This is a genomic window from Thermus sp. (assembly GCF_056332225.1).
The window spans coordinates 1-631 of sequence record NZ_JBWGQW010000210.1 but is presented as its reverse complement, the minus strand read 5'-3'; the positions used below and the strand labels follow the sequence as shown (position 1 = coordinate 631).

2 pseudogenes are annotated in these 631 nt (G+C 73.1%); both read right to left on the bottom strand.

Going from position 1 to position 631, the window contains the following annotated elements:
- Positions 1-250, bottom strand: a pseudogene (locus tag AC01Y6_RS10960) (hypothetical protein); the annotation flags it as partial.
- A pseudogene (locus AC01Y6_RS10955) lies at positions 247-631 on the bottom strand (O-antigen ligase family protein); the annotation flags it as partial. The pseudogenes AC01Y6_RS10955 and AC01Y6_RS10960, both read right to left, overlap by 4 nt.

Genomic DNA, 631 nt, shown 5'->3' with positions numbered 1-631 from the left:
TCCCCTCCACCACCATGGCCCAGGGGCCGTGGCCGCCCGCAGGGGTGCCCTGAAGAAGGAAGACCACCTGGGCTTTTCGGCAAAGGGGGATCTCCACCGCCCCGTTGGCGTAGAGCTCCGCCCTTTGGGGCAAGGGGGCGGGCCTGCAGGGGGCCTCCTCCAGGGGAAGGAGGGTAAAGGCTCCCCGGAGGCCGAAGAGGGCCACCCCGAGCCCCAGGACCAGGGCCAGCGCGCCCAGGAAGGCCCTCACCGCACCACCTCCTCCTCCAAGAGGTAGCGGGGCTTTAGGGCCAGGCGGTGGGCGGAGAAGAGGAGAATCCGCAGGCGGTAGCGCCCCGGGGAGAGGCCCTCGGGCAGGGGGAAGGCGATGGGGTTGGCCCCGTCCCACTCCCAGCCGAGCCGCTGGCAGCCCTTCTGGCAGAGGTAGACCTGGACCCGGTAGCCGGAAGCCCCCTCGAGGCGCAAAAGCCCCACCCCCTCCCCCGGGGGCACCGCCAGGTAGAGGAGGGCCGGGGGCGGGGTGGGGGGACGGGTGGCCAGGTAGAGGAAAGGGAGGCTCCAGAGGACCGACACCGCCCCGGCGAGGACGAGGGCGAGAGGAAGGCGCACGCCCCGGGCCAGGGCCATGCCC